Source organism: Polynucleobacter sp. MWH-Loch1C5 (assembly GCF_018881775.1).
Lineage (GTDB): Bacteria > Pseudomonadota > Gammaproteobacteria > Burkholderiales > Burkholderiaceae > Polynucleobacter.
In genome coordinates this window covers 1555312-1576669 of sequence record NZ_JACVPR010000001.1, presented here as the reverse complement: position 1 = coordinate 1576669, position 21358 = coordinate 1555312, and the positions used below count along the sequence as shown (strand labels likewise).

The 21358-nt window shown below is 47.5% G+C and carries 21 protein-coding genes, 1 tRNA gene and 1 riboswitch; of the genes, 11 read left to right on the top strand and 11 right to left on the bottom strand.

Translation table 11 applies throughout. The features are described 5' to 3' along the window. Positions 1–26: 26 nt before the first annotated feature. Positions 27–2192 carry a methylmalonyl-CoA mutase gene (gene scpA, locus ICE94_RS08145; protein ID WP_216150710.1) on the bottom strand — a complete coding sequence of 722 codons (2166 nt, stop codon included), beginning with the start codon at positions 2190–2192 and terminating at the stop codon, positions 27–29. A 94-nt stretch (positions 2193–2286) separates the two neighbouring features. On the opposite strand from scpA, the gene ICE94_RS08140 reads away from it, so the two are divergent. After that, positions 2287–2931: a GntR family transcriptional regulator gene (locus ICE94_RS08140; RefSeq protein WP_216150708.1), complete on the top strand. Its 645-nt coding sequence runs from the start codon at positions 2287–2289 to the stop codon at positions 2929–2931. A 91-nt stretch (positions 2932–3022) separates the two neighbouring features. Here the strand turns inward: ICE94_RS08140 and ICE94_RS08135 are convergent, their stop codons facing one another. Both ICE94_RS08135 and ICE94_RS08130 read right to left on the bottom strand, forming a co-directional pair. Further along, positions 3023–3364 (bottom strand): c-type cytochrome, encoded by a 342-nt coding sequence (locus ICE94_RS08135; RefSeq protein ID WP_216150706.1) that lies wholly within the window; start codon positions 3362–3364, stop codon positions 3023–3025. Between the two features lie 13 nt (positions 3365–3377). Beyond that, positions 3378–3728, bottom strand: coding sequence for a cytochrome c (locus tag ICE94_RS08130; protein WP_216150704.1), 351 nt, complete (start codon positions 3726–3728; stop codon positions 3378–3380). Between the two features lie 191 nt (positions 3729–3919). On the opposite strand from ICE94_RS08130, the gene ICE94_RS08125 reads away from it, so the two are divergent. Continuing rightward, complete coding sequence (locus ICE94_RS08125; RefSeq protein WP_216150703.1) at positions 3920–4378, top strand: RidA family protein; 459 nt, start codon at positions 3920–3922, stop codon at positions 4376–4378. An 82-nt stretch (positions 4379–4460) separates the two neighbouring features. On the opposite strand, the gene parC is transcribed toward ICE94_RS08125, so the two are convergent. Together parC and parE are read right to left on the bottom strand one after the other, a co-directional pair. Beyond that, entirely contained in the window at positions 4461–6791 is a 2331-nt protein-coding gene (gene parC, locus ICE94_RS08120) for a DNA topoisomerase IV subunit A (RefSeq protein WP_216151084.1), read from the bottom strand. 69 nt (positions 6792–6860) lie between these two features. After that, positions 6861–8852, bottom strand: coding sequence for a DNA topoisomerase IV subunit B (parE, locus tag ICE94_RS08115; RefSeq protein ID WP_216150701.1), 1992 nt, complete (start codon positions 8850–8852; stop codon positions 6861–6863). A gap of 37 nt (positions 8853–8889) precedes the next feature. Here parE and ICE94_RS08110 point away from each other — a divergent pair, with 37 nt between their 5' ends. The 4 genes from ICE94_RS08110 (at position 8890) to ICE94_RS08100 (ending at position 11575) form a co-directional block, all read left to right on the top strand. Then, entirely contained in the window at positions 8890–10125 is a 1236-nt protein-coding gene (locus tag ICE94_RS08110; protein WP_216150699.1) for a CaiB/BaiF CoA-transferase family protein, read from the top strand. After that, positions 10122–11348, top strand: a complete 1227-nt coding sequence (locus tag ICE94_RS08105) for an MFS transporter (RefSeq protein ID WP_216150697.1) — start codon at positions 10122–10124, stop codon at positions 11346–11348. Before ICE94_RS08110 ends, ICE94_RS08105 begins: the two co-directional genes overlap by 4 nt. A 10-nt stretch (positions 11349–11358) precedes the next feature. Then, positions 11359–11493 carry a hypothetical protein gene (locus tag ICE94_RS08510; RefSeq protein WP_255539118.1) on the top strand — a complete coding sequence of 45 codons (135 nt, stop codon included), beginning with the start codon at positions 11359–11361 and terminating at the stop codon, positions 11491–11493. 7 nt (positions 11494–11500) lie between these two features. Continuing rightward, positions 11501–11575, top strand: a tRNA-Arg gene (locus ICE94_RS08100). A 1-nt stretch (position 11576) separates the two neighbouring features. On the opposite strand, the gene ICE94_RS08095 is transcribed toward ICE94_RS08100, so the two are convergent. Together ICE94_RS08095 and ICE94_RS08525 are read right to left on the bottom strand one after the other, a co-directional pair. Beyond that, positions 11577–12857, bottom strand: coding sequence for a TAXI family TRAP transporter solute-binding subunit (locus tag ICE94_RS08095; protein WP_216150695.1), 1281 nt, complete (start codon positions 12855–12857; stop codon positions 11577–11579). Between the two features lie 4 nt (positions 12858–12861). Then, positions 12862–15300, bottom strand: coding sequence for a DUF748 domain-containing protein (locus ICE94_RS08525; protein WP_216150693.1), 2439 nt, complete (start codon positions 15298–15300; stop codon positions 12862–12864). 57 nt (positions 15301–15357) lie between these two features. Here ICE94_RS08525 and ICE94_RS08085 point away from each other — a divergent pair, with 57 nt between their 5' ends. Next, complete coding sequence (locus tag ICE94_RS08085; protein WP_216150692.1) at positions 15358–15693, top strand: HNH endonuclease; 336 nt, start codon at positions 15358–15360, stop codon at positions 15691–15693. Here the strand turns inward: ICE94_RS08085 and ICE94_RS08080 are convergent, their stop codons facing one another. From ICE94_RS08080 to ICE94_RS08065, 4 genes are all read right to left on the bottom strand, one after another. Continuing rightward, positions 15694–15843, bottom strand: a complete 150-nt coding sequence (locus ICE94_RS08080; RefSeq protein ID WP_216150690.1) for a hypothetical protein — start codon at positions 15841–15843, stop codon at positions 15694–15696. Beyond that, positions 15840–16283 (bottom strand): hypothetical protein, encoded by a 444-nt coding sequence (locus tag ICE94_RS08075; protein WP_216150688.1) that lies wholly within the window; start codon positions 16281–16283, stop codon positions 15840–15842. Before ICE94_RS08075 ends, ICE94_RS08080 begins: the two co-directional genes overlap by 4 nt. Continuing rightward, positions 16276–16518 (bottom strand): SemiSWEET transporter, encoded by a 243-nt coding sequence (locus tag ICE94_RS08070; RefSeq protein ID WP_216150686.1) that lies wholly within the window; start codon positions 16516–16518, stop codon positions 16276–16278. Before ICE94_RS08070 ends, ICE94_RS08075 begins: the two co-directional genes overlap by 8 nt. 260 nt (positions 16519–16778) lie before the next feature. Next, the gene (locus ICE94_RS08065) at positions 16779–17189 is read right to left on the bottom strand and encodes a Rieske 2Fe-2S domain-containing protein (protein WP_216150684.1); all 411 of its coding nucleotides are present in this window, start codon (positions 17187–17189) and stop codon (positions 16779–16781) included. A gap of 74 nt (positions 17190–17263) precedes the next feature. Here ICE94_RS08065 and ICE94_RS08060 point away from each other — a divergent pair, with 74 nt between their 5' ends. From ICE94_RS08060 to thiS, 4 genes are all read left to right on the top strand, one after another. Further along, positions 17264–18082 (top strand): NUDIX hydrolase family protein, encoded by an 819-nt coding sequence (locus ICE94_RS08060; RefSeq protein ID WP_216150682.1) that lies wholly within the window; start codon positions 17264–17266, stop codon positions 18080–18082. Between the two features lie 25 nt (positions 18083–18107). Continuing rightward, a riboswitch (TPP riboswitch) is annotated at positions 18108–18198 on the top strand. Between the two features lie 27 nt (positions 18199–18225). Then, positions 18226–20091, top strand: coding sequence for a phosphomethylpyrimidine synthase ThiC (gene thiC / locus ICE94_RS08055; protein WP_216150680.1), 1866 nt, complete (start codon positions 18226–18228; stop codon positions 20089–20091). Next, positions 20088–21179 carry an FAD-dependent oxidoreductase gene (locus tag ICE94_RS08050; RefSeq protein WP_216150678.1) on the top strand — a complete coding sequence of 364 codons (1092 nt, stop codon included), beginning with the start codon at positions 20088–20090 and terminating at the stop codon, positions 21177–21179. Before thiC ends, ICE94_RS08050 begins: the two co-directional genes overlap by 4 nt. Beyond that, positions 21151–21357, top strand: a complete 207-nt coding sequence (gene thiS, locus ICE94_RS08045) for a sulfur carrier protein ThiS (protein ID WP_255539117.1) — start codon at positions 21151–21153, stop codon at positions 21355–21357. The genes ICE94_RS08050 and thiS overlap by 29 nt, the downstream gene beginning before the upstream one ends. Position 21358: the final 1 nt, after the last annotated feature.

Here is a 21358-nt window from a genome sequence, read left to right as displayed (position 1 = left end):
CAGTCGCTTGCACAATGCTCTCTGGTTTATTGACTGGCTAAACGAATCTGCTCCAAAACATCTTTAGCGGATGCTGGAATGGGCGTGCCCGGACCATAAATACCCTTGACCCCTGCTTCGTAGAGGAAGTCGTAGTCCTGACGAGGAATCACACCACCCACGAACACAATAATGTCATCGGCACCCTGCTTCTTTAGCTCAGCAATAATGGCCGGCACCAAAGTCTTATGGCCTGCAGCTAAGGTTGAAATACCCACGGCATGCACATCATTTTCAATCGCTTGGCGTGCGCACTCTTCAGGCGTCTGGAACAAGGGGCCCATATCCACATCAAAGCCAAGATCAGCGAAAGCAGTAGCGACCACTTTAGCGCCACGATCGTGACCGTCTTGGCCTAATTTAGCAATCATGACACGTGGACGACGGCCATGGTCTTTAGCGAAATCAGCGATTTCACCTTTGAGTTTTTCCCAGCCTTCGGCTGAATCATATGCAGCAGCGTACACTCCGGTCACCTTTTGTGTATCGGCGCGATGGCGCCCGTAAACTTTCTCTAAAGCATCTGATACTTCACCCACTGTAGCGCGCAAACGAATCGCGTCAATCGCTAAACCTAACAAATTACCTGTATTGGTCTCTGCCGCATGGGTTAATGCATCAAGTGCTGCCTGTACTTTCTTCGGATCGCGTTTGGTTTTGATCTCTTTCAGACGCGCAATCTGTGCCTCTCGTACCTTGTTGTTATCGACTTCCAAGATATCAATAGCATCTTCTTTAGCGAGCTTGTATTTATTCACGCCCACAATCACATCTTTACCAGAGTCAATACGCGCTTGTTTCTCTGCAGCTGCCGCCTCAATCTTCAGTTTGGCCCAACCGCTTTCCACGGCTTTGGTCATCCCGCCCATGGCTTCAACTTCTTGGATAATTTCCCAAGCTTTATCAGCCATCTCCTGAGTGAGCTTTTCCATCATGTATGAGCCAGCCCATGGATCAACCACATTGGTGATATGTGTCTCTTCTTGAATAATCAACTGCGTATTACGCGCAATACGGGCAGAAAACTCTGTCGGTAATGCAATGGCCTCGTCAAAAGAATTCGTATGGAGCGATTGCGTACCCCCAAACACCGCCGCCATGGCTTCAATCGTCGTACGTACAATATTGTTATAGGGATCTTGCTCAGTCAATGACCAACCCGATGTTTGGCAATGCGTTCTGAGCATGAGTGATTTGGGATTCTTAGGCCCAAACTCCTTCATGATGCGCCACCAGAGTAAGCGGGCGGCACGTAATTTTGCGACCTCTAGGTAGAAGTTCATGCCAATCGCAAAGAAGAATGACAAACGACCGGCAAAGTCATCTACATCCAATCCTTTAGAGAGGGCAGTTTTCACATACTCCTTGCCATCAGCTAAGGTAAATGCGAGCTCCAAAGCCTGATTCGCACCGGCTTCTTGCATGTGATAACCCGAAATAGAAATCGAGTTGAACTTAGGCATATTCTGCGAGGTGTACTCGATGATGTCGCCAATAATGCGCATCGATGGCTCTGGTGGGTAAATATAGGTATTACGCACCATGAACTCTTTGAGAATATCGTTCTGAATCGTGCCAGATAACTGATCCTGCTTAACGCCCTGCTCTTCGGCAGCAACGACATAACCAGCTAAAATCGGCAATACCGCGCCGTTCATGGTCATGGATACAGATACTTTATCGAGTGGAATCTGATTAAAAAGGATCTTCATGTCCTCGACCGAGTCAATGGCCACACCCGCTTTACCCACATCGCCAGTCACGCGAGGGTGATCGGAGTCATAGCCGCGATGGGTCGCCAAGTCAAAAGCGACTGATACGCCTTGACCACCGGCTGCTAATGCCTTGCGATAAAAGGCATTCGATTCTTCAGCGGTGGAAAAGCCAGCATATTGGCGAATGGTCCATGGACGCACGGCATACATCGTGGCTTGCGGTCCACGCAAGAACGGCTCAAATCCTGGCAAGGTATTGGCATAAGGCAGGTCTTTGGAATCTGCAGCGGTGTACAAAGCTTTGAGCTGAATATCGTCGGGGGTTTTCCAACCCAGCGCATCGATATCACCATTCGGAGCAGACTTAGCTGCCGCTTTACGCCAAGCCTCTAAATCAGCTTGACTAAATTCTGGCCACTTTGCATCACTCTTACTCATTCCCACTCCCTTAATGACTGCTATCAATAGTATGTAATTGAACCCAAAAGGCTTGACAAAAACCTGACAAATTGATTCTAATGCATTCATAATTATGAATGCAAAAAATTTATTAACGCCTAAGCCATTGTACGAGGAAGTCGCAGAAAGATTGCGAAATAGCATCTTTTCGCATGAACTCGAACCAGGCGCCTGGATCGATGAACAGGCCTTGGCTATCCAATATGGCATTAGCCGCACCCCGATGCGTGAAGCGATTAAGGTTTTGGCCGCAGAAGGCTTAATTACGATGAGGATGCGGCGTGGCGCCTATGTCACGGAAGTCTCCAAGGCAGATCTAAGTCAGATTTTTACGGTTCTAGCCCTCCTCGAGGGTCAAGCCTGCCGTGAAACAGCGCAAAAGGCATCTGAAAAACAACTGGAAGAGCTAGATTCCATCCACTTAAAACTGGAACGAGCTGCAGCAGATCGAGATCTAGACCTATTTTTTGCGATTAACCAGTCTTTCCACGACAAAATTCAAGACATTTGCGCTAACCAATGGATGAGAAACGTCATCAATGACCTTCGTAAAGTTCTAAAGCTTCAAAGACGGGACTCCCTTAGTAAACGGGGGCGACTTGAAAACTCGCTTTTAGAACACCGGAAGATTCTAGCCGCCCTCCTCGCACGAGACGGAGAAAAGGCAGAAAAACTCATGAAAGAACACCTTTTACAAGGTCAATTGGCCGCCAAATAAGTCAAAGTAATTTCTAGATAAATAACTTAAGTTACTGTTTTTTATGACTAAAAAGGCTGCCTAAGCAGCCTTTTTCAAGTCATCTAGCAACTTATTTTTTCATGACCAAGTTGCCTGGCAGGCTAGCCATATAAGCGGCCATATCACGCAAGTCTTTGTCCGTAAACTGAGTCACCTGAGCAGCCATGATGGCATTACTGCGACCGATATTCGGGTTATTGGTGACCTTATAGGCCTTCAATGCATAGTAAAGGTAATCCGCATATTGACCAGCCAACTTAGGATATTCAGGGGCGATAGGTTTGTTTAAGCCCTCACCGTGACAGGCGATACAGCCACTTTTATTGACCAATTCACCACCACGCTTAACATCACCGGCTGCGGCTGTAAATGAAATACCTGCGAGAGCCAATGCTAGAACGATACGTTTCATAATTTCCCCTCGCTTACTTCAATTTGTTCATTGGAGTGGCTGGAGTCTGAGCAGAGTAATACTCAGCAATATCAGCCATATCTTGATCGCTCAAGCTACCGGCAATCGCGCGCATCGTTGGATGCTTACGCTCGCCCTTCTTGTAAGCTTGCAAAGCAGCCACAATGTAAGGCGCACTTTGGCCACCTAGCATTGGGACAGAATAGATTTCTGGATAAGCAACGCGGTAACCTGGAATGGCATGGCAGCCAATACACATGGCCACTTTAGCTTCAGCAGCTTTAGCATTGCCTTGAATAGTTTGGGCTTGAGCGGTACCTGCTAGAGCAGCAGCCGCAATCGCAACAGTTAGTAGTTTTTTCATAGTGACCAAATATTGAGTTAGATCAAAAATCTGCGTTGCGAGTATAGCGCAAGATACCCAAGAAATTCATTTTTCCGAGCCATTTTTGTGACATTTTTAAGTAATTACACCCTGATAGGAGAGTTTTTCAGGAATGTATTCAAGGTGTTTACAATTTCGGCTTCAAAGCACTTCTATCTAACGAGAAAATTATGTCCAAAATTGCACAACGCTTAGCCGAATTAAACATCACCCTACCCGCTGCTGGCGCGCCAGCAGCCGCCTATGTGATGTCAGCCCAAACGGGTAAGACTCTCTTTTTATCAGGTCATATTGCAAAAAAAGACGGCAAACCTTGGGTCGGCAAATTAGGTCTTACCATGACAACCCCTGAAGGCCAGGTGGCAGCGCGTAGTATTGCCATTGATCTGATGGCCACCATGCAAGCTCATTTGGGCAATCTGGACCGCGTCAAGCGCATTGTCAAAGTCATGAGTCTGGTGAACTCCACGCAGGAATTTACCGAACATCACTTAGTCACCAATGGTTGCTCTGAACTTTTATTTGAAGTGTTTGGTGAAGCCGGTAAACATGCGCGCAGCGCTTTTGGTGTTGCCCAAATACCACTCGGAGCTTGTGTTGAAATTGAGTTGATCGCCGAAGTCGAATAAGTTTTCAAGCACTTTTTCAGTCTTTTGACGATTAACAAAAAATCCCGCGCTTGCGGGATTTTTTATAGGCTAGCGATTTCAACTAGAGAATGGCTAGCAATTTAGCATCTTTAAGCTTAGGCTCTAGGGCATGGCCTTTACGGGCTCGGTGCGTCGTAAATGACTTGAGAATCTTCGCATCGAGCTCCACTTCAGTCGGCTTACCTGCCCGACCCGCGCCACTCATCACAGCACCGCGATCGTCTACTGCAATGGCGGCTTGGAGCTTTTCATTTTTCTCCAACTCCATCAAGATAACCCCCTTACCACCGGTCGGTAAACGCTTGAGCTCATCCAAGGGGAAGACAAGCAGACGTCCCTGCTCAGACAAACAAGCGACCGCACGCATCCCTGCAGAAATCTTGGCAGGCATCAAGGGCGCATCTCCTGGAGCAAATTTGGCATCAACCCCCACAAACGCCTTACCAGCCTTGTTACGTGTGGTCATATCAGCCACATTTGCCAAGAAGCCATTGCCAGAGCGCATCGCGATCAAGACCAAATCATCTGCGTGACCTGCATAGTAGGCCACCATCTGCGTACCTGCTGCCAAATTAACAAAACTGGTCAGGGGTGAACCGTCCCCACGAGCCCCAGGTAACTCAGATACAGGCACCGTATAGACTCGGCCATTACTACCTAAGCCCAAGACCACATCGGTTGTGCGGCACTCGTAAGTGCCATACATGGCATCACCCGCCTTAAACGTGAACTGCTGCGCATCGTGCCCATGACCCTGACGAGCCCTGACCCAACCACGCGCAGAGATAATCACAGTGACTGGCTCATCAATCACCTTCGCCTCGGCAACTGCTTTCTTTTCTTCCTGAATCACAGTGCGACGCTCATCACCGAAACTCTTCATATCGGTTTCGATTTCTTTGATGATGCGTTTGCGCATTTGCGCATCGCTGGCCAACAAACCTTCCAATTCGTCTTTTTCAGTCTTTAATTCAGCAAGCTCTTGCTCAATTTTGATCGCCTCCAGACGGGCCAACTGGCGTAAGCGAATCTCAAGAATATCTTCAGCTTGGCGATCGGATAACTTAAAGGCTTTAATAAGCTCAGGCTTGGGCTCATCACTACCACGGATAATTTTGATGACCTTATCGATATTCAGAAGAATCGTTTGACGACCTTCCAAAATATGCATCCGGTCATTCACCTTACCAAGACGATGCTGCGTGCGACGTGTGACCGTCACTACACGGAACTCAATCCACTCACTGATGATTTCTTGCAAACCCTTTTGCCTTGGACGACCATCATTACCAATCATCACAAGGTTAATCGGAGCATTAGACTCTAAAGAGGTATGCGCCAAGAGCATGGTGACGAATTCATTAACATCAACATTCTTGGTCTTGGGCTCAAAGACCAAACGGACTGCAGCATCCTTACTAGACTCGTCACGTACGCTATCGAGTAAGGAAAGAACAGTTTGTTTGAGGTTATTTTGTTCAGCGGTGAGGGTTTTCTTACCGACCTTCACCTTAGGATTGGTTAACTCTTCAATTTCTTGCAAGACTTTTTGCGCAGAAGTCGCTGGCGGTAACTCAGTGACTACCAATTGCCATTGGGCGCGCGCCAACTCCTCAATCACCCAGCGCGCTCTGACTTTAAGACTACCTCGACCAGTCTTGTATATCTCTGAGATTTCAGAAGGCGCAGAAATAATTTGTGCGCCACCCGGAAAATCAGGTCCTGGCACATAGGTCATTAACTCATCATGCGTTAACTTGGGATTTTTGATGAGCGCTATCGCCGCACTCGCAATCTCTTTGAGATTATGCGAAGGAATCTCAGTAGCCATACCTACTGCAATACCTGACGCACCATTGAGCAGTACAAATGGCAAACGGGCTGGCAAGAGCTTGGGCTCTTCCATGGATCCATCGTAGTTGGGAATGAAATCGACCGTACCTTGGTCAATTTCATCGAGTAAGAGACCAGCGATTTTCGTTAAACGTGCTTCGGTATAACGCATCGCCGCTGCACCATCCCCATCTCTAGAGCCAAAGTTACCCTGGCCATCAATCAAGGGGTAGCGCAAACTAAAGTCTTGAGCCAAACGAACTAAGGCGTCATAGGCAGACTGATCTCCGTGGGGATGAAACTTACCCAAGACATCACCCACCACTCGCGCACTCTTGACGGGCTTTGCATCAGCACGCAAGTTCATCTCATTCATGGCAAACAAGATGCGTCGCTGGACCGGTTTTTGACCATCTGCCACTTCAGGCAAGGCACGTCCTTTGACAACACTGATGGCATAGTCTAGATAAGCACGCTCAGCATAGGTGGCTAAAGTCAGAGAATCCAACTCCTCTGTTTTTACAACCGCCCGTGGCGCATCTTCAGTGGCTTGTGGCATATCCGCAAACAGATCTGGTTCTTGGCTGTGCGGGTTTTTCTTTTTACTCATAGACTCAAAACCATTTCTTTAAATATCAGCTTCAACTTCATTACCGCGCTCTTCAAGCCATGTGCGTCTGGCGCCCGACTCTGATTTACCCATGAGCATATCCATGGTCTTGACGGTTTCAGTCAACTCAATCTCACCTGTAGTGACGGGCAGCAGACGGCGTGTGTCCGGGTTCAGGGTGGTATCCCACAATTGCTCAGCACTCATTTCACCTAAGCCCTTAAAGCGACTAATCTGCCAACTGCCCTCACGTACACCATCTTTACGTAGTTTGTCTTCAATAGCACGTAATTCAGCTTCATCCAGGGCGTAAATCTTTTGCGCAGGTTTTTTGCCACGGGCGGGCGCATCGACTCGATACAGCGGTGGTCGCGCAATATACACATGACCACGCTCCATCAACTTTGGAAAGTGTTTGAAAAATAAGGTCAGCAATAAGACCTGAATGTGGGCACCATCTACGTCCGCATCTGACAAGATACAGATCTTGCCGTAGCGTAAATTGCTCAAATCCGGCTCATCATGCTCACCGTGTGGATCAACACCAATCGCCACAGCAATATCGTGGACCTCATTATTAGCAAATAAGCGATCACGCTCAGTTTCCCAAGTGTTCAGGACTTTGCCGCGCAAAGGCAATATGGCTTGGTATTCCTTATTACGACCCATTTTGGCCGATCCTCCGGCCGAGTCACCCTCAACCAAGAAAATCTCATTGATCGCAATATCTTCGCTCTCGCAATCAGTGAGCTTGCCGGGTAAAACCGCGACCCCTGAAGATTTTTTCTTTTCAATCTTCTGCCCCGCCCGCGTTCTGGCTTGAGCTTGCTTAATGACTAGTTCCGCGAGTTTCTTACCGTAGTCGACATGTTGGTTCAGCCACAAATCGAGAGCAGACTTCACAAAGCCCGAAACGAGGCGAACTGCATCTCTAGAATTGAGACGCTCTTTGATTTGCCCCTGAAATTGTGGATCCAAAACTTTCGCTGATAAAACAAAAGAAGCTCTTGCAAAAACATCTTCTGGCATGAGCTTGACGCCCTTGGGCTGCAAAGCATGAATTTCAATAAATGATTTCACAGCATTAAAAAGACCTTCGCGCAAACCACTTTCGTGGGTGCCACCTGCCGGTGTTGGTATCAAGTTCACATAACTCTCACGCACTGGGCTGCCTTCTTCCGTCCAGGCAACCACCCAACTTGCACCCTCACCTTCGGCAAAACTATCTTCACCTGCGCGCTCAGGATCAGCAAAATGTTCTCCATCAAAGGCTGGAATGACTACAGCACTATGCCCACCTTGCGCCATCGCTTCATCAAGATAGCCTTTGAGACCTTGGGTATAGAGCCACGATTGAGGTTCCCCACCTTTTTCCTGAATGAGCGTAACTTTGACGCCAGGGAGTAAGACAGCTTTGGAACGCAAAAGCCTTTGCAACTCTGCAAGGGGAATATGGGCACTATCAAAGTACTTGCCCTCTGGCCAAGCTCTTACACGTGTGCCGTTGGTTTTTTCCCCCGCTGGCGCCGCTTTAGACTTTAGCGGCTCGACCACAAAACCATGCTCAAAGGCGAGCTGTGAGACTTGCTTATCACGCCAAACGGTCACTTCAAGACGCTTTGAGAGTGCGTTCGTGACTGACACGCCCACCCCGTGTAAGCCCCCTGAGAAGGCATAAGCACCGCCAGAGCCCTTTTCGAACTTACCACCCGCGTGTAATTGGGTAAATACAAGCTCGACGACCGGGCGCTTTTCCTCCGGGTGGATGCCCACCGGAATACCACGTCCATCATCTTCCACACTGACGCTGCCATCGGTGTGTAAGGTCACCATGATGTGTTTGCCGTAGCCACCGAGCGCCTCATCCGAGGCGTTATCGATGACCTCTTGAATCATGTGTAGAGGATTATCCGTGCGGGTATACATACCCGGACGCTGTTTAACGGGTTCAAGGCCTTTGAGGACCTTAATCGACGATTCACTGTATTGATCTGATTTTTTTGTAGCCATGGCGCTAAATTGTAGCCACATGCGACAATGAACTCCTATGAGCGCACTTTCACATCTAAAAATTTTAGATCTCAGCCGCGTGCTGGCAGGCCCGTGGTGCACGCAAAATCTAGCGGATTTAGGGGCCGATGTGATTAAAGTGGAACGACCCGAGAGTGGCGACGATACGCGTCACTGGGGGCCTCCCTTTCTCAAAGATGAGCAGGGTCAGGAAACTTCTGAAGCAGCGTATTACTTAGCAATCAATCGTAATAAACGCTCGATAACTCTAGATATTGCCCACCCAGAGGGCCAGGCCATTATTCGAGAACTGGTCAAAACCTGTGATGTGGTGATTGAAAACTACAAAGTGGGACAGCTCAAAAAGTATGGTTTGGACTATGACAGCCTGAAAGCGATCAAACCCGATCTAATCTATTGCTCGATTACCGGCTTTGGGCAAACTGGGCCCTACGCCCACAGAGCCGGTTATGACTTTATTGTGCAAGGAATGGGCGGCTTCATGAGCGTTACCGGCGAACGCGAAGACTTACCCGGGGGCGGTCCGCAAAAGGCGGGTGTAGCGATTGCTGATATCTTCACAGGCATGTATGCCACTTCTGCAATTCTGGCAGCACTGATTCATCGTGATCAAACTGGCGAAGGTCAAGCGATTGATCTAGCCCTCTTAGATGTGCAAGTCGCCACGATGGCTAATGTGGCCAGCAACTATCTCATTAGCGGTGTCCCGCCGAAAAGCTGGGGCAATGCAAGCCCCAATATCGTGCCCTATCAAACCTTTAGAGCCAGCGATGGTTGGATTATTGTTGCCACTGGTAACGATAGCCAATTTAGACACTTTGTAGAGGCTGGCGGCCAAGCCATGCTCGCTGATGATCCACGTTTTGCAAGCAATCCAGATCGCGTCACTCATCGTGAGCTACTGGTGCCCTTACTGCAAAGTATGGTGGCACAAAAAACCAAACAAGAGTGGATTAGCCTCCTAGAGGCGGCCGGTGTGCCTTGCGGTCCCATCAATAATTTTCAAGAAGTGTTTGAGAATGAACAGGTTCAGGCCCGGGGTCTCAAAATGACCCTAACGCACCCGCTCGCCGGGCAAGTCCCCCTCGTACGCAGCCCTATGCGTTTATCTAAAACACCCGTGGTAGAAAGATCAGCTCCCCCACTCTTGGGCGAGCATACTCGAGAAATCCTGCAAAAGGATCTGGGGATGGATGATGCAAAGATTGCCCACCTTGAAGCTTTGGGCATTATCGGAGGTCGCCGATTATGAATACTCAGCGTTTAAGTCTTTTAAGGGTCTTATTAGTCGGTGGCTTGATTGTGACCCTATCGATGGGCATCAGGCATGGGTTTGGTCTATTTAATCTACCGATTACTCAAGAGAATGGCTGGGGTCGTGAAACCTTTGCTTTTGCGATCGCACTCCAGAATTTGATTTGGGGTGCGGCACAACCTCTGATGGGAGGTTTATCCGATCGCTTTGGGGCTTATCGGGTCTTGATTGTGGGCGGTCTACTCTATGCCTTAGGTCTATTGGGCATGTCACTTGCCGAATCCGGTTTGAGCTTTACCTTAGCTGCCGGACTGTGTCTAGGACTCTCTCTGGCCTCCTGCACATACAGCGTGGTTTACGGCATCATCGGTCGCAATGTCCCTGAAAATAAGCGTGTCTGGGCTATGGGGGTCGCGGCCGCGACAGGATCTTTTGGCCAATTTTTGATGATCCCCCTAGAGCAAAGCTTAATTAGCCAATTTGGCGTTCATGAAGCGCTGATCTTGCTCGCCCTGATGGCCAGCCTCATCATTCCGCTCGCATGGACAGTTAAAGAACCGGTTTTGGCAAACCATCTTCAAGGTCATCAACAAACGGTGGCCGAAGCGATTCATGAAGCATTTACAAATCGAAATTTTCAACTACTCACCTTGGGTTACTTCGTATGTGGCTTTCAGGTGGTGTTTATCGGTGTGCACCTAGCACCCTATCTGAAAGATATGTCGACCATTAATCCTGCTGTCGGTGGCGCACAAGTGGCCACGATCGCACTTGCACTGGTTGGCTTATTCAATGTCTTTGGTACCTATGTCGCCGGCGCGCTCGGTCAGCGTTACCCCAAACGTTATTTATTAAGCTTCATTTATGGCGCGCGCGCAATTGTCATTACTGTCTATTTAGCCTACCCCATTAGCCCCTTATCGACCTATGTATTTGCTGCCCTAATGGGTTTCTTGTGGCTGTCTACTGTCCCTCTCACCAATGCCATCGTTGCCCAAGTCTTTGGTGTTAAGTACCTCTCGATGCTCTCAGGTTTTGTGTTTTTCTCACACCAGTTAGGTAGCTTTGTGGGCGCTTATTTAGGAGGCTATATCTTTGATCAAACAGGCTCTTATCAAATCGTTTGGTGGATTGCGATTGCATTGGGTGTCTTTGCCGCATGCATCAACCTTCCGATTAAGGAAGTAGCAATCACTAGAAAAGCAATTCAGCCTGCGTGATAATAGGGTTATGGTTACTGCGCATCGCCCTCTACTGATCAAACTTAGCATCGCCCTCGTGCTAGGTCTAGTGTTTTTGTCTTACCTCAAACCCGACCTGATGGTCGATGTTGCAAACACCTTACTGGTCTTGTGTGGCTGGTAATTCCGCCCTCGCCGTAGTTCAATGGATAGAACAAGTGCCTCCTAAGCGCTAGATACAGGTTCGATTCCTGTCGGCGGGACCAATCATCGTTGCTCTAGTTTTTCGCGAATCATGTCTACATACATCCTTAACTCGTAGACGTTCGCCGAGAATTTTTTGGGCACTTTAAGACGCATGGCTTTGGCTTGTAATTGATCCCACTCATGGCGCCATACATAATTTGAATCTTTCAAGGCCTTTAACTCTAACTCTCTGAGTTGTTTATAGACCGCACCAGTCAATGCATCAACACGCATGCGTATCAAAGTGGGGATGATGTTAATGAGCGGAATCAAAATGGCGATCAGAGGCACGATCAAACGAATCGCTCGCTCAATCCATACCACTGTCCAAAATGGCAAATGTCGGTGTAAGAATGAAGGTCCCGTCTTGAGGTAATAACTCGCGTCAGCGTTATGTGGCCAAGAAAAACCTTGGGCACTGGGAAAGTCCCCGTCCTTTTGCAACAAGTCCAAATGCTCAAGAGTCGCTTCGGTCGCCCGCATAATGGGAGTAATCAGTGCTGGATGAAGATCAGGATGTATTGCAAGCACCGCTGGCGTACTCAAAATATGCAAATCTTTCGCGGGTAAGTCAGCAGGTAGATCAATGACTCCGCGCGGCACAGTGACCTTCTTAAGGAAGGGTAGACGCAGCGCATAAGCATCAGCCTGCTCAAAACTCATCACCTGTAAGCCCGGCGTCTTGAGGTAATCCATCAAGATAGGCGCCTGCGGGCCACTCACCAAAATAGCAGCATCTAAATGACCATTTTTTAAATCATGAAGAGCATCTTTGGCATTGCGATCAATAATTTGCACTTCTTGATTCTGAATTTGATTCAAGCTGAGTAATTGCTCAGCCAATACTCGCGTTCCGCTACCCGGCATGCCCATGGCAATTTTTCTACCCTTTAGCTGGGTGAGTCGTGTCAGCCCCTCTTTGTCTTTAAAAGAATGGGGTCTATAAAAGACCCATACTTGTTCATCAAAGATGGCAGCCAATGCTTCTATACCTGGGTAGTCTGTACTTTTACCCACCCCACCCTGAATAATGGCGAGCTGGGCCTGGTGGTTTTGCAGACGTTGCAAATTTTCGAGTGAACCTGCTGAGGTTTGCACCTTCAGTTCGATTTTCTCTTTTTTAAGCTCAAGAGCTAATTGTTGGGCAAAACGGTAATAAAGACCTGTATCTGCTCCCGTGGTGATGGTGATTTGTTTTTGTGGGACAGGCACCCATAACCAAATCGCGATACCGATAGCCATTAGCAAAAAAGGCAAGCCGTAAATGAGCGCAAAACGTCTTGTGCTTGAATTTTGATCCATATGATTACTTGGTTTTTAATTGCATTTGTATCGGCACACCAGCCTCTACTGCGTTGACTTTAACAGGGCTTGCTCGACGCAGTCGATTTTTTAAATTCGGCTGCTGTTTAAGAATATAGCGCTCAATCTGCTCTAGGCGCTGGTCGGCTAATTGCAACAAATCTCGCTCGGTCAGTGGGCGACTTTGAATTAATTCTGCGCGTAAACGTAAAGCGCGCTGCTCACCATCCAAAGGTAAGGTCACCAGGCGCTGACTTAATTTAAGATAGCCCAACTCTTTTGTGTAAATTTGACGTATTGCTGTCTGAATACGAGGATCAGACAAGGCTAGCCGTGGTAATGGATCCAAATCAGTCAACTTAAAGCCTGCCGCAATTAAAACTTGTTGATCGATAGTCGTCGTTTTCAGGGCCAGTGCATCTCTTTCAGGATCATAACTACCGGCGATCTCCAGATCCACTGGTGTACGCTTTTCTAATAGAGCCAAAATTTTGTCGAGCTTGTCTCTTTCTTGGGGCATCAGGCCGGATTCACCAGGCAGCATATACACACCGTCAATCGACTCACTCCCCAAAAGACTGGCAATGGCTCGAAAAGGCGCTGTCACCACATTAGTGATAACGGTTCGTAAGGCCTGCCAAAATAAATGGCCCACCGAAAACTCCGGCGCGTCGACATGGCCACTGATGGGAATATTGATATCAATCATGCCATCACTATCTTCCAAAAGTGCTATCGCTAAGCGTATGGGAAGACGTTTGCCGGTGTAATCGGGGACCTCATCGCCTAACTTCATTTGGCGAATCACAAAACGATTCTTACCCCTGAGCTCGCCGGCCTGCGTTGTATAAGATAAATCCACATCAATACGGCCATCATCGATATAGTAGCCCGCAAAGGTCATTGAATAGGGGTTGATGGAACGCAATGGCACATTTTTAAACTGCAAAGACACGTCACTATTGCGTTTAGGTTCATCAAAACTGATCTGCCCACGCGCCCTGACGCTACCCCGACGATCAATCAAACCGTCTAAAGCGATGAGCGCCGATTGACCAGCCACATTACTCACACCCAGCAAAGAACCATTCAGCTCCGTAATCCGGGTATCGAACTTTAAACGTAAAGATTGATCACTAAAGTGCATACGTCCCTTTTGTAACTTCACAGCACGTATGTCGACTACCAAATTAGGTCGCTGTCCGAGCGCCTGACTGCGCTTGGGATGAATCCGATCTGAGCTCGTCTGATGAGTGGGTGATGCGGTAGTCCCCTCCGGTTTAGCAAACATCCTGCGGAAATTGGATTGCTTATCTTGCCCCAGAGTCATGCGCATATCCGGCTCAATCAGCCTTAGCTCTTGAATCGATACTTCTTGCTTTTCTAAAGTTAAGAAATTGAAACGAAACTTCTCAAAAATAGCTTGTTTGACGGATAGTAACTCCTCTTTCATGCCTTTTTCATAGACTTGTAATTCATTAAGTTGCAAAGAGCCTTCAAGGGCCCAAGCCTGTTTATGGGTGACTAAATTAAGATCCCCATGAAGCACACCTGCTCTAGTTTGTAAGGCCACATTCGCGGGCAAAAGACTAATCCAAGGTGCCATCGGAAAGTTTTCAAATTGCACGCTTCCTGTAAAACTTTGCTCATGCATGCCGACCTTGATATCCGTCTTCAGATAGCCATCATCCACCTGTAGCTTCAGGCGTGCCTGCAGATGTTTTTGTGCATCTAGATCAAAACGGCCTTGCAAGGCCAGGTTCTGAATCTCTAGACGATTGGCTGAACCAGCAATAGGAATTTGAATATTGGCTAATTTGAGAGAAAGATCACTATGGATTGCTTGAGAAGAAGCATTTTCATCATGGTTGCTAAAGTGCTGAATCGTCAGATCGACCGGATCTAATTGATAACGTAAGCGATTTTGACGGTCATCCACAACGACCTTCGCAGAACGCAACTGTAATAAATCAATATCGATGCGGATCGGCTTTTTTTGAGCATCCTTCTGTGGGGCCTTCTTTAATTGAGCTAAAGCATGTAATACATTCCACTGGTACTGATGAGTCAGACGAGGGTTCGCTGACTGGGATACAAAACGATCTCTTATCCAATACAGATCCAAATCATCGACCGTCAACTCAGATAACTGAATACGCCCTAAGGCAAAGTAAATGACTTCTATATTGAGATAAATCTCTCTGGCTTGAGCCAAGGGAATTTTTTGATAGCTAATTTGTACATCATTGATCTTGGCTGATAGATTCCAAGGCGATACCTCGACCTTTGCGACCTGCAGGGCGAGCCCGGTATGGGCCTCGAGCTTATGGATTTGACCCTTTATGAAATGGGGCAACCATGCATACAGCAAAGCCCAACTGAGAATGAGGCCTAGCGTGAAAAAAATGCCAGATTTGATTAAGATTTTCTTTGAAAGCTTCACCCTGTCATCTTAAGCGTAATTAAACGCAGGCGACAAGATGGATTTATCCTAAACAATATGGTCGTACGTAGACAACTCCGCGCTCCTAAATCTGAACTGATCGATCAGCTAGGCCCTCCCTTACCGACCTTATCCGATGAATCTTGCCCTCTATGTGGGCGTAAGATGATTCCAGGGCCGACCGTCGATGAGCATCACTTGATTCCTCGTTCGCAAGGCGGCAAGGAAAAATTTTTAGTGCATAAGGTTTGTCATAAGAAGATTCATCGCGTCTTTAGTGAAAAAGAACTGAAACGCGTTTATCACACCTGGGAAAGTCTGCAAACACATCCCGAGATGGCAATATTCATAGCCTGGGTACAAAAACGACCCATCGACTACGTCGAACGCTAATTAGGCTTTAGGTGTGCGGCGTAATTGCCAGACACGAATATTGGCCTTAAGAACACCAAAGACATAGCGATTGACTGGATAGCCAGCTAGTTTCCAAAAGTGATGGAAGACGCCTAAAGCATATAGAAAAGAACCTGGTTTGATTTTCATTTGCCACTCATTGGAGGAACCACCGTACTACGCGGTGCAACCGTTAACATGATTTGTGCTTTGCCACCTAAGCCACTGGATTCAATTTCAATGGTAGCAGTGCGATCTCTCTTAATAAAAACCAAGATGCTATTTTTTGCTTTGGTCGAAGACACCAAAGTCCATCCCGCCTTGGGGTATTGATCAATGAAATAAGCAAAAGTATCAGTTGCGTTATGGGGAGAGTTCAACACCACGCGCCCGGCCCAACCGTCACCACTACCTAAGATGAGGGATTTTTCTGGATTCATGGTGGTTCCACCCGGCATAGGCATATCACCCAAAAGCTTGGTTTGCACATCTTGAACCGTCATGCCATCGGTATTCGTGATCGGCGCAGTACCACAGGCTGTCAAAACGAGAAGGCTCAAACTAGCGAATAGACGCTTGCAGTTATTCATTGAATTTCATCCATAAAATGCTCAGTGACAGCAGTAGTGTAACCCCATTAGCCAAGACGATTGGCCAAGAACCCAAGTACCAGCCGTAGATCAACCATAAGAAAACGCCGAGACTAAAAATTAGGTACATCGCTTGCGAAATGGCGCGTGTATCACGCGTTCGATAGACCTTCCACACTTGGGGTACAAAAGCAGCCGTAGTCAAACACGCTGCTAGATATCCAATCATTTCCATAAAGGCCTTTTAAGGTTCAGTTTGTGAAATTTTTATGAACTGTCAATAGGTGAAATACGAATCTATATAAAAAATATTGAGCAACTTATCCACAGAATCTGTGGGCAACTCTGCATTTTTTTTCTTTTTTTCCTTATTGCACAATGATAGAGCTAGAGTGCTTAAAAAATAGGCAGCATGCTGGACAAACAAAATCTCTTACATTTGTCTTGCATTTGTTTAATACAAAAAACCATGAGCCAATAAAAGTTTTTTTGCACTTAAGCTTGACAAAGAATAATCTGGCCACCTTCTTCTTTTATATCTAGCTTTATTAAACGAGCACCCGCAGGGCAGGGGCCAGATATACACTCACCGGTATCGGGTAAGTATTGCGCATCGTGAGATGCACAGATAATCGCTGTTTTATCTGCTGTAAAGAACTGTCCTGGTTGCCAATCTAGCTCCATAGCCACATGCGCACAACGATTCAGATAAGCATGCACTCCGCCATCAAAGCGAATCACAAACGCAGGCAAAGTTTCATCTAGACGATGCTCCACACTCCCCACTAGACTTAAAACATCAGCCGAACGAATAGTAAAACGAAAACCCTCGCCCCCCTCTTCCAATAAAGAGGCATCACAGATCACCTGACCCGGTTGCACGAGGGGCTCAAAATCATCACTCATAACTCACTTCCTATCGATATTCAGCAAAATAAGCAAATTATCAGATAATCATCAAAAATCGACAAAAAAAGCATATGGCTCAACTCACTGATACAACTCGCGCTGCACTCGAGGAACTCTTAGAAACCTCATTACGTGCCACTCCTACTGACTGGCAAACCATACGCTTAAAAAGTGCTGTGATTGGCTATGTTTATCCAGCGTGCGAAGCCCTTATTCGAGAATATCTAGCTCAAGATGGTGTATCAGGCTTAGCTGTATTTGGTCAACACCTGCAACTCGATGACTTAGACCCTTTTGAGTTGTCACAACGCCTTGAATTATTGGCTCAATTTTTGAGAAAGAAGGACTGTGTCCCAGGTTGGCGTGATGAAGCTTATGCTTGGGTTGATGAATATGGCATGGAGCACTTCCGCATGGAACGTGCTGTATTTAGAGTACTCGGTTTACACAGTCGTGCCTGCCATATTAATGGTTACACCCGTGATCAAAAGCTTTGGCTAGGCAAGCGTAGCCCCGATAAAGCCACAGATCCAAATATGCTAGACAACCTCGCAGCCGGCGGTATGGCTGCCGATGAGACTATTTATCAGTGCGTACTACGCGAACTCTGGGAAGAAGCCGGTATCGATCCAGAAATTTCACGTCACACACAACCCATTGGGCATATCCATGTAAGGCGTATTGTTGAAAACAAAGGTTTGCACGACGAAAGTCTTTACACCCACGATTTACTGATGCCTGATGAATATGAACCCGCCAATCAAGATGGCGAGGTTAGCGGTTTTCAATGCGTCAGCTTCACCGAGGCTGCCGACCTGATTCTGGCGGGTGAAATGACCCCAGATGCCGCCGCTGTGACAGCCGATTTTTTACTGCGCCACACGCGTTAAGCTCAAAGTAGGTTAATATCTAAGCTGGATAAAACAGGGGTGCCAATACTTGGCTGAGAAATACCCTCATACCCGATCCAGGTAATACTGGCGTGGGGAGTTTTGTGGACCCTCTGGTTTATCTCATGACATCGGAGGAGCCCATGAACAAACCCAGTGATATCCCATCTATTGAAGTCCTAGAAAAAGACTTCGAACAAAAATTTGCCTACCCAGCATCTGAGAAAAAATACCTAACTGGTAGCCGTCCTGATATTCGCGTGCCATTACGCTGGATTTCTCAACAAAGCACTCAGATCAATGATCAAAAGATAGCTAACCCACCGATTCCGGTGTATGACACTTCAGGTCCCTATAGCGACCCTGATGTGCAAATTAATTTAAAAAAAGGCTTACCCCATATCAGAAAGAATTGGATCATCGATCGCGCTGATACTGTTGAATTAAGTGGTCCCACATCGAGCTACGGCCAAGCCAGAGCACAGGATCCTAAAACTCAAGATTTGCGTTTTGCTCATATTAGCCCACCCCGCGTGGCAAAGCCTGGCAAGAATGTCTCGCAAATGCACTACGCCAAACAAGGCATCATCACTCCTGAAATGGAGTTTGTCGCTCTACGTGAATCACTCAACCTCAAAGCTTTACGCGCCAATCCAGAGTACGAACTATTACTCAAGCAACATCCAGGCGAATCATTTGGCGCTCACCTGCCCGATGAAATTACTCCTGAATTTGTGCGTCAGGAAATTGCTGCAGGTCGTGCCATCATTCCGGCGAATATTAATCACCCTGAATTAGAGCCCATGATCATTGGTCGCAACTTCAGAGTCAAGATTAACGGTAACCTTGGCAACTCCGCAGTGACCTCATCGATCAACGAAGAGGTTGAAAAAATGGTTTGGTCTATCCGCTGGGGTGCTGACACTATCATGGATTTATCAACGGGCAAACATATTCATGAAACACGTGAATGGATTATTCGAAATTCACCCGTACCGATTGGTACAGTACCTATTTATCAAGCCCTCGACAAGGTCGGTGGCATTGCAGAAAATCTCAATTGGGAAATTTTCCGCGACACCCTGATTGAACAAGCCGAACAAGGGGTGGATTACTTCACGATTCATGCGGGCGTATTGTTGCGTTATGTGCCACTCACAGCCAAGCGCATCACCGGCATCGTCTCGCGCGGCGGCTCGATCATGGCTAAGTGGTGTTTAGCGCATCACAAAGAGAACTTCCTCTACACCCACTTCGAAGAAATCTGCGAAATCATGAAGGCTTATGACGTGTCATTTAGCCTAGGCGATGGCCTGCGCCCAGGCTGTATTGCCGACTCGAATGATGAAGCTCAGTTTGGTGAATTACACACGCTTGGCGAATTGACACAGATTGCTTGGAAGCATGATGTTCAAGTCATGATTGAAGGTCCTGGTCATGTACCGATGCAACGCATCAAAGAAAATATGACCGAGGAACTGAGCTCTTGTCTAGAGGCCCCCTTCTATACTTTAGGCCCACTCATTACCGATATTGCGCCAGGATACGATCACATCACTAGCGGTATTGGCGCGGCCCAAATTGGTTGGTATGGCACAGCTATGTTGTGCTACGTCACACCTAAAGAGCACTTGGGTCTACCTGATAAAGAAGACGTGCGCCAAGGCATCATCACCTATAAGATAGCCGCACACGGTGCAGATTTGGCCAAGGGCTTGCCTGGAGCTCAAGTCAGAGACAATGCCCTGTCAAAAGCACGCTTTGAGTTCCGCTGGGAAGATCAGTTCAATTTAGGCTTAGATCCTGAGCGTGCTCGCGAATATCACGATGCCACACTACCCGCAGAAGGGGCCAAGATTGCTCATTTTTGCTCCATGTGTGGTCCCAAGTTCTGTTCGATGAAAATCACGCAAGAAGTGCGTGACTATGCAGCCGGCCTTGAAGCTGAGAAAGGCATGCAAGAAAAGTCGATTGAGTTCCGCAAAAAAGGTTCTCAAATTTATCAATGAACACACGCGCCGCGCCCATCTCTATTCTAGGAGCGGGTCTTACCGGCCTACTCCTCGCACATCAATTAGGTGTGCGCGGCCATCGTGTGCGTATCTATGAAGCAGCCTCTGAAAACAAACCTTTAGCAGCTGCGCATGTGGCTGCTGCGATGCTAGCCCCCTTGGCCGAATCAGCGATTAGCCACTTTCGCATTACCCAAATGGGTATGTACAGCATGCAACGCTGGACAGAGATTATTTTGCAACTCGCGGCACCCGTTTTTTTTCAGAAAACGGGCACCCTCGTCCTCTGGCATCCACAAGACCAGGCAGAAGCGAAACGTTTTTGTTCGCAGTTAAATCAAACACTTCAGCAAGATCCGAGTATTGCACCCTACCAAAAACTCAATCGTGCAGGTATTGATGCTCTAGAACCTAGCGTTTCGAGCAAACTCTTAGAGGGCCTGTACTTGCCTCATGAAGGCCAACTGGATAATCGCCAACTCTTGGCTGCCTTGTTGCAATCTGTTCTAGCGCAAGGCCATGAATTACTGTGGGCTAGCTCCAAAGATTTAGCGGACTTTAGTGATTCAGAATGGGTCTTTGACTGTCGTGGCATTGGTGCAAAAACTAACTGGCCGGCAGTGCGTGGCGTTCGTGGCGAAGTCTTACGCCTTTTCGCGCCCGAAGTTTCATTATCAAGACCAACGCGTCTTTTACACCCCAAATATCCGATTTACATAGCCCCCAAAGAAAACTATCAGTTCGTGATTGGGGCTACAGAAATTGAATCAGAAGACTTATCCCCGATGAGTCTACGCTCAAGCATGGAACTAATGAGTGCGGCGTATACGATTGACTCCGCCTTTGCAGAGGCTCGCATCCTAGAGAGTGCTGTGGGTCTGCGCCCCACCTTGAGTCATCACGATCCTGCGATTCGTCAAATCAGTGAGCATCACTATCAGATCAATGGCCTTTATCGGCATGGTTTTTTAATTGCTCCAAGCGTGATTGATGCAGCCATCGAGTGGGCCATCGAAGGCAAGACAGAACTCGCCAAGCAATATCAAATTCGTATTTATGAAGACTATGCAAGTGTTTCTCAATAAACAAGCTCGCACGATCTCCACGACAATGACTGTCGCAGAGCTCTTGCTTCAAGAAAAATTCCAAGCCCCCTTTGCTGTAGCTATCAATACCAATTTCATACCTAAAAATATGCATGCCACAACCACACTTCACGAAGGTGATCAGATTGAAGTCATTTCTCCGGTCACAGGAGGTTAGT

Coding starts and splice junctions, on each gene's coding strand:
- scpA (WP_216150710.1), bottom strand. CDS start 2,192: ATGAGTAAGAGTGATGCAAAGTGGCCAGAATTTAGTCAAGCTGATTTA.
- ICE94_RS08140 (WP_216150708.1), top strand. CDS start 2,287: ATGAATGCAAAAAATTTATTAACGCCTAAGCCATTGTACGAGGAAGTC.
- ICE94_RS08135 (WP_216150706.1), bottom strand. CDS start 3,364: ATGAAACGTATCGTTCTAGCATTGGCTCTCGCAGGTATTTCATTTACA.
- ICE94_RS08130 (WP_216150704.1), bottom strand. CDS start 3,728: ATGAAAAAACTACTAACTGTTGCGATTGCGGCTGCTGCTCTAGCAGGT.
- ICE94_RS08125 (WP_216150703.1), top strand. CDS start 3,920: ATGTCCAAAATTGCACAACGCTTAGCCGAATTAAACATCACCCTACCC.
- parC (WP_216151084.1), bottom strand. CDS start 6,791: ATGCCACAAGCCACTGAAGATGCGCCACGGGCGGTTGTAAAAACAGAG.
- parE (WP_216150701.1), bottom strand. CDS start 8,852: ATGGCTACAAAAAAATCAGATCAATACAGTGAATCGTCGATTAAGGTC.
- ICE94_RS08110 (WP_216150699.1), top strand. CDS start 8,890: ATGAGCGCACTTTCACATCTAAAAATTTTAGATCTCAGCCGCGTGCTG.
- ICE94_RS08105 (WP_216150697.1), top strand. CDS start 10,122: ATGAATACTCAGCGTTTAAGTCTTTTAAGGGTCTTATTAGTCGGTGGC.
- ICE94_RS08510 (WP_255539118.1), top strand. CDS start 11,359: ATGGTTACTGCGCATCGCCCTCTACTGATCAAACTTAGCATCGCCCTC.
- ICE94_RS08095 (WP_216150695.1), bottom strand. CDS start 12,857: ATGGATCAAAATTCAAGCACAAGACGTTTTGCGCTCATTTACGGCTTG.
- ICE94_RS08085 (WP_216150692.1), top strand. CDS start 15,358: ATGGTCGTACGTAGACAACTCCGCGCTCCTAAATCTGAACTGATCGAT.
- ICE94_RS08080 (WP_216150690.1), bottom strand. CDS start 15,843: ATGAAAATCAAACCAGGTTCTTTTCTATATGCTTTAGGCGTCTTCCAT.
- ICE94_RS08075 (WP_216150688.1), bottom strand. CDS start 16,283: ATGAATAACTGCAAGCGTCTATTCGCTAGTTTGAGCCTTCTCGTTTTG.
- ICE94_RS08070 (WP_216150686.1), bottom strand. CDS start 16,518: ATGGAAATGATTGGATATCTAGCAGCGTGTTTGACTACGGCTGCTTTT.
- ICE94_RS08065 (WP_216150684.1), bottom strand. CDS start 17,189: ATGAGTGATGATTTTGAGCCCCTCGTGCAACCGGGTCAGGTGATCTGT.
- ICE94_RS08060 (WP_216150682.1), top strand. CDS start 17,264: ATGGCTCAACTCACTGATACAACTCGCGCTGCACTCGAGGAACTCTTA.
- thiC (WP_216150680.1), top strand. CDS start 18,226: ATGAACAAACCCAGTGATATCCCATCTATTGAAGTCCTAGAAAAAGAC.
- ICE94_RS08050 (WP_216150678.1), top strand. CDS start 20,088: ATGAACACACGCGCCGCGCCCATCTCTATTCTAGGAGCGGGTCTTACC.
- thiS (WP_255539117.1), top strand. CDS start 21,151: ATGAAGACTATGCAAGTGTTTCTCAATAAACAAGCTCGCACGATCTCC.